Origin of the sequence: Chthoniobacter sp., from assembly GCF_040003245.1 — a bacterium.
Taxonomy (GTDB): domain Bacteria; phylum Verrucomicrobiota; class Verrucomicrobiia; order Chthoniobacterales; family Chthoniobacteraceae; genus Chthoniobacter.
Genome location: NZ_JBDUCX010000270.1, coordinates 1 through 8741, shown reverse-complemented (window position 1 = coordinate 8741; position 8741 = coordinate 1). Strand labels below are relative to the sequence as shown.

4 protein-coding genes are annotated in these 8741 nt (G+C 61.8%); 1 reads left to right on the top strand and 3 read right to left on the bottom strand.

The annotated features are described in order from the left end of the window. Positions 1 to 274: 274 nt before the first annotated feature. Positions 275 to 1282, bottom strand: coding sequence for a transposase (locus tag ABJF10_RS26380; protein WP_348547614.1), 1008 nt, complete (start codon positions 1280 to 1282; stop codon positions 275 to 277). Positions 1283 to 2006: 724 nt separating this feature from the next. Between ABJF10_RS26380 and ABJF10_RS26375 the strand changes: the two genes are divergently transcribed. Beyond that, positions 2007 to 3416: a DUF1080 domain-containing protein gene (locus tag ABJF10_RS26375; RefSeq protein WP_348547613.1), complete on the top strand. Its 1410-nt coding sequence runs from the start codon at positions 2007 to 2009 to the stop codon at positions 3414 to 3416. 445 nt (positions 3417 to 3861) lie between these two features. Here the strand turns inward: ABJF10_RS26375 and ABJF10_RS26370 are convergent, their stop codons facing one another. Continuing rightward, entirely contained in the window at positions 3862 to 7686 is a 3825-nt protein-coding gene (locus tag ABJF10_RS26370; protein WP_348547612.1) for a PVC-type heme-binding CxxCH protein, read from the bottom strand. A 110-nt stretch (positions 7687 to 7796) separates the two neighbouring features. Then, complete coding sequence (locus ABJF10_RS26365) at positions 7797 to 8540, bottom strand: hypothetical protein (RefSeq protein ID WP_348547611.1); 744 nt, start codon at positions 8538 to 8540, stop codon at positions 7797 to 7799. Positions 8541 to 8741: the final 201 nt, after the last annotated feature.

Here is an 8741-nt window from a genome sequence, read left to right as displayed (position 1 = left end):
TCACGCGCCGCCAACTCTCATAACACTTGGATCAACTTTTGGGGAGCAGGCCAACTTGACAGACGCTTCTCGCATCGGCGGCTTCGAGGCAGTAAATCGGACTCATCTGTGTCAGGAGTTGACCCCGCTCACGAATATTAATTTGGCGAAGATTTCCTTAACACTATTATACTATCAATCCTAAGCAGTTGTCCCATGACCTGACGTCCTAGCAAACGGGCCGGCAAATAATAAAGTCCATATACTCGCACTTTCCGTTTAAAGAATGCTCTTTTTAATGGAAGAGAAAACGGAGGGGGCAGTCCTTGCATGTTGCCTTTTTCTCCAGTTCGCTCAGGAGGCGTTGGACGCTTCGGTCGGTTTCGCTCCCAGCGTTCCCGCAATAGCGGCTCACCCGCGTGGCGTCGCCCATGGACAGCCGGGCGCCGATCCAACCATTGCTGGCCAGCGTCCGCTTTCGCACCAGTCTTCCAATCGCGATTTTCCGTGCGTCGCTCTTTTTCATCCGGGCGAGCTCTTCGTCGGTCAACCCGAGCATGCGCAACGCCCACTCCACCAAGGATGCGGCTTCGCCTTCGCTGTGCTCGCGGCGCGCTCCCCCGTCGATCTGTTTTCTGCGCTTCCATCGATCCGTCAGTCCATCGATCATTCCCAAAGCGCGCCGGCGAAAGGCCACGCCGCCCAAACACCAACCCCGGCGCAATTCCTGTAGCTCCTGCCCCCGCTCCTGCGAGCCCTTCCTTTCGTCGCTCGCCCTCCGCCGCATGTGCTCCGCATAGCGTCGCCGATCCCCCGCTCGATCCTCCAAGCCGAGTTCTCCCAGGACCGTCTCCACTTCCATCCACGGTGGTCGTGTCGCCAAATTACGCACGTACAGGGGATAACTGCTCCAGCGATAGTCCACCAGCCTCTCCTCCAGCCCAATCAGCCCGGCTCGCACGGGATTCAGATGAATGTAATCGCTCAAGGTCACGAAATATCGCCTTTCCTCCGGATCGACGACCACCGCCTTGTAGCGCCCTTGGAAAAGATGCCCGCGCAATTTGTGCCGGCAATTGAACCGGATCGAATACGTCCCTTGGAACCACTTCATACCGGCGACCAGGTTGGGTTCCGGCGTCTCCAGCAGGAGATGATAGTGGTTGCTAATCAATACATATGCATGAATCCGCCAGCCCGTCCGCCCACAAGCTTCCGCGAGCGTGTCGAGAAAACGCTGCCGATCCTCGTCGTCTCGAAATATCGCCTCCCGTCGATCGCCACGATCCAGCACGTGGTACACGGCCCCAGCAAATTGAATACGGAGTTTCCGGGCCACGCCCTCTGTTTCTACTTTTGCCGTCGAATGTCAAGGCGACGGACCGAGCCGCTTTACCGCCATGACGGGAGGCGGAGGCCCACCAGGACTCATCTTGGGGTGTGCGGTCCGCGCATTTGCTTTTCCCGATCAAAATGCTATCCTGATTACCGGAAAGGTGAGGTAAGGTTTCGGCAGGGAGTATGACGGGACGGACGGGAGAAGAAACGGACGATGAACCTAATGACGCGATTCGAGATGATTCCATTTTCAACCCACGGAACGAGCACCAACCTGACAAGCTGGCGTAGGGCGGGAGCGCCTGCCCGCCAAGGATCCGGCCCCGCTCGGTCGCGTCTTTTTACAGAGAGTTCCGACTGGTTCCGACCTTTGAATTGTCCTGCTCCCAACAGGAGATCGCACCGAATCGCACCCATCCCCCATGCGAAGGTGGCGCTTCCAGCTTCTCTTCTTACAGGGACTCAAGCGGAGCGCGAGGCCAACCGCAGGTTGTCCCTGAAGGAGGTGGCAGCGGCGGCTGCCAGCAAATCGCAGCGAATCGCACCCATGATGATCCTTCCGCAAACCGCTTTCCCGATTTTCCAATTTAATCTCATTCGTTAAATGAATTGCTAAGAATCCACCTTTCTGATGATCGTCGCGGATACCGCCTCCCATGGCGCTCCCACCCTATCTCCGCTTCCCAATCATGATCACCTCCCGTTCGCAATTCCTCCGGTCTTCCTGCTTCGCCGCCGCAGCGCTCGCCCTGGTCGGCTCGCCCTTCGCGCTCCGCGCCGCGGACGCACCGCCAGCCGGTTTCACTGCGCTCTGGAATGGCAAGGACCTCGCGGGCTGGTACGGCTGGGGCACCACGGACCCGCGCACTTTCGTCGCCCTGACCCCGGAGCAGCAGGCGGAATACAAGAAGCAATCCATCGAAGGCGGCCCGCTCGTGAACGCGAAAGGCGACAATCACATCAACGCGCACTGGAAGGTCGAAGGCGACGAGATCGTCAATGATGGCAAGGGCCTCTACCTCTCCACGGAAAAGGACTACGGCGACATCGAATTGCTCGTCGATTACAAGATGCAACCCAAGGGCGATAGCGGCATCTATCTGCGCGGCGTGCCGCAGGTGCAGATCTGGGACACCACCGAAGGTGACCCACGCGGCCTCGGCCAGGACAAAGGTTCCGGCGGACTTTGGAACAACGACAAAGGCTCCCCCGGCAAGGACCCGCTGGTGCATGCCGACAAGCCGCTCGGCGAGTGGAACCATTTCCGCATCCTCATGGTCGGCAGCCGCGTGAGCGTGTGGCTGAATGACCAACTCGTGGTTGATCACGCCATCCTCGAAAACTATTTCGACAAGAAGAAGCCCGTCGAGCAGCGCCTGCCGATCCTGCCGCGCGGCCCGATCCAGCTCCAGACCCACGGCAGCGAGATCCGCTGGCGCAATCTTTTCGTCCGCGAGATCGGCAGCGACGAAGCGGACAAATTCCTCGCCAGCAAAGGCGGCGAAGGCTTCCAAAGCATCTTCAATGGCAAGGACCTGGACGGCTGGGCCGGCCCGACCGATGTGGTCGAGGTAGAGGATGGCGCCATGGTCTGGCAGGAAAAGAAAGGCGGCACGCCGTATTGGAATACCGAGCTCAGCGACTTCGTGGCCCGCGTGGAATTCAAGCTCCCTCCGGGCGGCAACAACGGCCTCGCCATCCGCGTCCCGAGCAGCGGCAATGCGGCTTATGAAGGCATGTGCGAGTGCCAGGTGCTCGACGACAATTACGAGGTGAACAAGGAAAAGGTGACCGGCAAGCCCGCTCCCATCGACCCGCGCCAGGCCCACGGCAGCGCCTACGGCATGGTCGCCGCCGCGCGCGGTTATCAGCACCCGATCACCGAATGGAATTTCGAGGAAGTCACCGTCAAGGGCTCGACCATCAAGGTCGAACTCAACGGCACCGTGATCCTCGACGCCGACCTCAGCAAGGTGGACATGGAAAACGTCATGGCCCACAGCAAGCACCCCGGGAAGGACCGCACCAGCGGCTTCTTCGGGTTCGCCGGCCACAACGACCCGGTGCAGTTCAAGAACATCTTCATCAAGAAGCTCTGAACTGGCGCCCAGACAGCATCCTCAAAGGGGTGTTCCGGTGTACCAAAACTCCCTCCTTGCGTGTCATTCTGAGCGGAGTGTAACGGAGTCGAAGAACCCCGTTGCACTACCAGCGATGTCACCGGTTATTCGACGGGATTGCCCCACAGTCTGGCTCAGCTTAGGTGACACGTGAGGAGAGTCTCAAAAACTTTCGGTACAACCTCGAAGACGCTTTCTAACGTAGCTTTTTAAGTGCGCCTTACTTGAGGAGAGATCTTTCGGTAGCGAGTCGCATTCGATCACCAGATCTTCCATCCGGTCCCACAATGAAGTCGTGACTTTTTCGAGCCTTGTTTTCTCGTGCCTTTTCGCAGGAATTTTTGGCATCCGCGTTTTCATTAGCCGGAATATAGGGACACCGATTGCGGGAAGACCAGCTATAGCCAGTCATTAAATCACCGCCTCACTTCCCCTTCAACGTCTCGAGGAACGCGATCAGGTCGACGAAGTCCTCGGCCTTGAGCGCCAGCGTCAGGCCTTGCGGCATCATGGAGGTCTTCATGTCGGTGCGGTTTTTCACATCGGCTTTCTTGACCACGTGCTTCACTGCATCAGCGCCGACGATCGTCAGGTCGGCACCGCTCTGGGCGCGTAGCGCGCCGAAGAAGCTGTCCCCGCCGTTCGTCTCGATCATCACCTGCTCGAAGCCGAGCGCGATGGTCTTCGAGGGTTCGAGGATCGAGGTGATGAGATCCGCGCGCTTGTAGTTCGCCGCGATGGCGCTGAGGTCCGGGCCGACCTGCCCGCCCTGCCCTTTTACGGCATGGCAGGTGGCGCAGATGCCCGCCAGCGGCCCGGTCTGATCGCGGAAGACTTTCTCGCCCTTCTTCGGATCGCCGGCGTGCAGCCATGAGCCGTCGAGCTTGGTGGCCAGGGCGAAGGCGCGCTGCTTGTCCTCGGGCGTCGCCTCCTTGGATTGCACATACTTCGTGCCGTCGAACCCCGGCAGGCGCGCCGCAAATTCCCACGTCCCACTCAAGTTGCCGACCTTGACCAGCAGTTGATTTTTGCCGGCGTTGAAGTGCAGTTCGACCTGGTCCTGGTCGGCCTCGAAGCCGCGGCTGGAGGCGCCGCTGTCATGCATCTTCTTGCCATTGAGCCACACGGCCATCTGGTCGTCGCTGCCCGCGAAAAGCTTGCCGTCCGCCGCCTCGGGCGACTCGATCTCGGCATACGCGTAGGCGCACACCATGCCATTGCTATGGAAGACCTGCCCCAGATCCACGCGCCCGGTTTCGGCATTGCCGCTCACGTCGTTCCAGCCCACTTCCTTGCCCTCGGCGTTGAGATATTTCTTGGTGAGATCGGGCCGGCCGTCTTGCGCCAGTGCGTCCGTCTCCGGCGGATGCACCGCCTCCCACACGTTTTCAAATGGCCCGATGACCTTCCACTTCACGATCGTCCCACTATCGAAGAAGCTGCGGACTTCCGGCTCGTATTCCGGCGGCAGTTCATTGCTCAGGAATTTTCCGCTGATGATCGGCCACGCCTTGTCACGATACTTGCGCAACGCCTTCGCCGCCTCCTGGCGCACGCGGATGTTGCGATCACCGAGCATCGTGATCAGCACCGGCATCACTTCTTCCCCGCCCAGCGAGGCAATGGCGCCGACCGTCTCCTTGCGAAACTTGTTCTTCTCTGCCAGCGCGATGAAACGCGGCAGCGCCGCCGGTTCGTGCGCGTTGCTCAACGCCTCGATGGCCGCGGTCACGATCTTCGTATCCTTGTCGTCGAGCAGAGCGAGCAACGCCTCCGCGGTGCCCGGCGCCCAGCTCTTGTGGCCGAGCGCATTGAGCGTCTTCGCCGACGCCATGCGCACCGCCGAATCCGAATCGCTCAAGCGCGGCAGGATCGCCGGTGCGGCGGCGGTGGCCTTCATCTCACCCACCGCTTCGATCACCTTGCGCGTGGCGATGTGCGAAAGCGGCGCGCCAGCCAGTTGCACGATCGTCTTCTTCGCCTCGTCGCCGCCGATATTCGCCACCGCCGCGATGGCCGTGTCGCGGAAATCCGCGTCCGCCTTTTCATCGAGCGCGATCTTGGTGAAAACATTCAGCGCCTCGGGATCCTTCTGCACGCCCAGCGTCTCGATGAGCTGGCGCCGCACACCCGGGTCGCCCTCTGCCGTCAACCGCGCCCGCAGCGCGGGCAAGGCTTCCGTGCCGATGCCCTGCGCCAGCGCCTTGGCGGCCGCGAGACAGACCGTCGGATCGGTATCGGAAAGCGCCGCGGTCAGCGCCTCGATCGCCTTCGGCGTACCGGCATACGCGATGGTATTGAGCGGGGGCGGATTCTTCACCGGCTGCGTCCCCCACCAGGTCCCGGCATAAGCCGCGGGCAGGTACGAGACGCGGCCCAGCGCCGCCGCCGCCCGCGCGCGCACCGACGCATCTTCGTCGTGCACCATCGGCGCGAGCACGGCGATCGCATTCGGATCGAAGGCGCTATCGAAAGCCAGCCACGCCTGCTCGCGCACGCGCGAATCCTGCGTCTTCAGCGAGGGCGCCAGCTTCGTCCAGTCACCGATCTTCATCAGCGACACGCGCGCGGCAAAACGAATCCAGCGATCCTCTTCGGACAGCGTGCCGATCAACGCCGGCACCGCACTCTGCGCCCGCATGCGCCCGAGCCCGATGGCCGCCTGCAAGCGCACTTCCGCGTCGCTATCCTTCAAAGCCTTGATGATCTCGTCCGTGGCGGGGGCGATATTCCGCATCGCCAGTTCGCGCACCGCTTGGGCGCGGATTTCCGGAGCGGGATCGGCCAGCACCTGACGGATCAACCCCGTCACCTTGTCGCGCAATTCCGGCGAAGCTTCCCCGATCAAATCCAGCGTCCACAAGGCGTGCGCCTTCTTCACCGGCGTCGCGGCCGTATCATGCAACACCTCAATCAACGGCGGCACCACCGCCTCGCCCTTCTTGATCAGCGCGAACTCCGCGCGCAGGCGCTGGTCGCGGTCCGCGTGACCGAGCGCGGCGACGAGCGGCGGCACGGGTGCGGTGTCCGGCACGCGCGGCGCAGGGCGCGCTTCCGGCCAGCTCAGCCGCCACACACTGCCCAATGTCTTCGGTGCCTTCCAGCCACCCCAGCCCCAGTCCGCGATGAGCAGCGAGCCGTCCGCCGCTACCGAAAGCTGCATCGGCCGAAAATCGCCGCCCTTGTCCGCGGTCACCAGCGCCGTGTCCTTCGTCACCTTGTAGGTCGCCCCTTCGCGCGCCAGGTCCGTGGCATACACCCCGCTCTTTCCCCACTCGGAGAAAAACGGCACGTTGCGATACTTCTCCGGCAACCCATCGCTCATGTAAACGAGTCCGCCCGTCGGCGAGCCGCCGCCGAAATCCGTCATCGCCGGCAGGAAGCGTTCATTCGGGGACAGCGCGGTGGCCGTGAATTGCGGCTTCTGCGGCCCGGGCGCGAGCAGCCCGTTCGTCGTGTCCTCCTTGAAATAGAAGGGGTAGCCGTAATAGCCGCCCTCGATGTGATGCGTCACCCGCGTCCACCAGCCGTTGCCGTCGTCGGTATTGTCGCGCGTGAAAGGCCGGTCGAAAGCATCGAGATCCACCTCGAGGTGATTGCGCGTGCCGCCGGAATAAATCTCCAGCTGCGAACCATCCGGCCGGCAACGCACGATGCCGCCGCCTTGCAGTGTCACCATCGAGCCATCCTTCGCGCTTTTGGCCTCGAAGATCCCGCGGTCGCCCACGCTCAGGTAAAACCATCCATCCATCCCTAGCGTGAACCCGCTCACCACGTGATCGTTCAGCCCCGCGTTCGGCACGATGCCGAGATTGGTGATGAGATCCTCGCGCACGTCCGCCACCCCATCGCCATCCGTGTCCTTGAACCGCGTCAGCAGCGGATCATGAATCACGTAGAGCCACCCGTCATGCCACAGGCTCCCTGCCGGCGAGTAAATCTTGTCCGCGAACACCGTGCGCTTGCGGTCCGTCCCCGTGCCGGAAAAGCGGACGATCGAACATGCCGGCTGGTCCGTGCTCAGCCGCTCATCGCGGAGATCATTGCCCACATACACCGACCCATCCGGCGCCCCGCACACCGTCGTGCAGGCTTCCACATCGGCACCCGTCGCAAAGACATCCACGCGCAGCGCCGGATCGGAAACCAGCAGCGGCTTCGGCGCGGTGGGCAGGGTCTGCGCCGCCAGCGGAAGAATCGACACGCCAAGCAACAACAGGAGGGAATTACGGAGGGGTTGGGGGCTCATGAAGGGGATCGCTACTTTGAAGGATGAAAGCGCAGCGTCAATCCCGCCACGCGTGCGTTCTTAGCCGCCGATGCCCATCCCGCTTTTTCCACAGCCTTTGTCCCCCGACTCTACCCGCCGATTCCCTGCCGCAATTCCCGCAGTCCCGCGTTGATCCTCATCAATCGCTCCGCGACCGCGGACTCCTCTTGCAGCACCGGCGCACTCCCGGACCGGCTGCGGGGCCGTTTTCCCTTCTCCGCCGGATCCGGCAGGGCCGCCGCGTGGAGTTGGTCGTACTGGCTCGGGCTCAAGTGGCGCTTGGCAAATCGTTCCACATCGTCGAACCACAACTCCGATTCGCCGATCATCGTGCTCTCCTCCGACTCCAGCAGCGCCTCCGCCTCGGCCATCAATTGATCGATTTCTTCGCGCAATTCGAGCGGGCGCAGCGGACGTTCCTCGAGTCGGGCCTTCAAGACATCGCGCTCCGCCATGACAAGGTGCGTGGTCTGCTTTTCCTTCTCGAGGGCCACCGCGAATTTCCGGCGCTCCGCCTCCAGTTGCTGCTGCTTGGCCGCGCACAATTTCCGCGGTGCAAGATACAACAGATGTGCCGCCAGGAGGCCGATGTCACCCAGCAATATCGCCACCACTCCCGCCAACGCCGGCGCGAGGAATTCCGCCTCTCCCCCGCGCACCAGCCACACTAGAAACGCCGCGCCAAAAAAGATCACGCCCGTCGTCACCGCCACCTGCGCCCGATGCCGGCCCACCCAATCCCACGCATCCGCACAAGCCGCTCGAATCAGGTAGGAGGAATAACTCACCCGCACAGCCGTCGCCTCGACTTTAAGCGATGGGGCGTGCGTCATAGTTTACCTTACACTTGGTCCGCCCAAAATCGAGGATAATATTGTTAGGCAGCGGCGCCAAGTCGCGCCGCCGCCTATCTTACTGGGGCGCGCTGCTTTACGCCTGAAAGCGGACCGGACACACCACATTTTTGCATTTTTTGCTTGACTTTTTAGATCAGAAATGCTTTAATGGCGCCCGTGAAGTTGGATTGGGCTTTT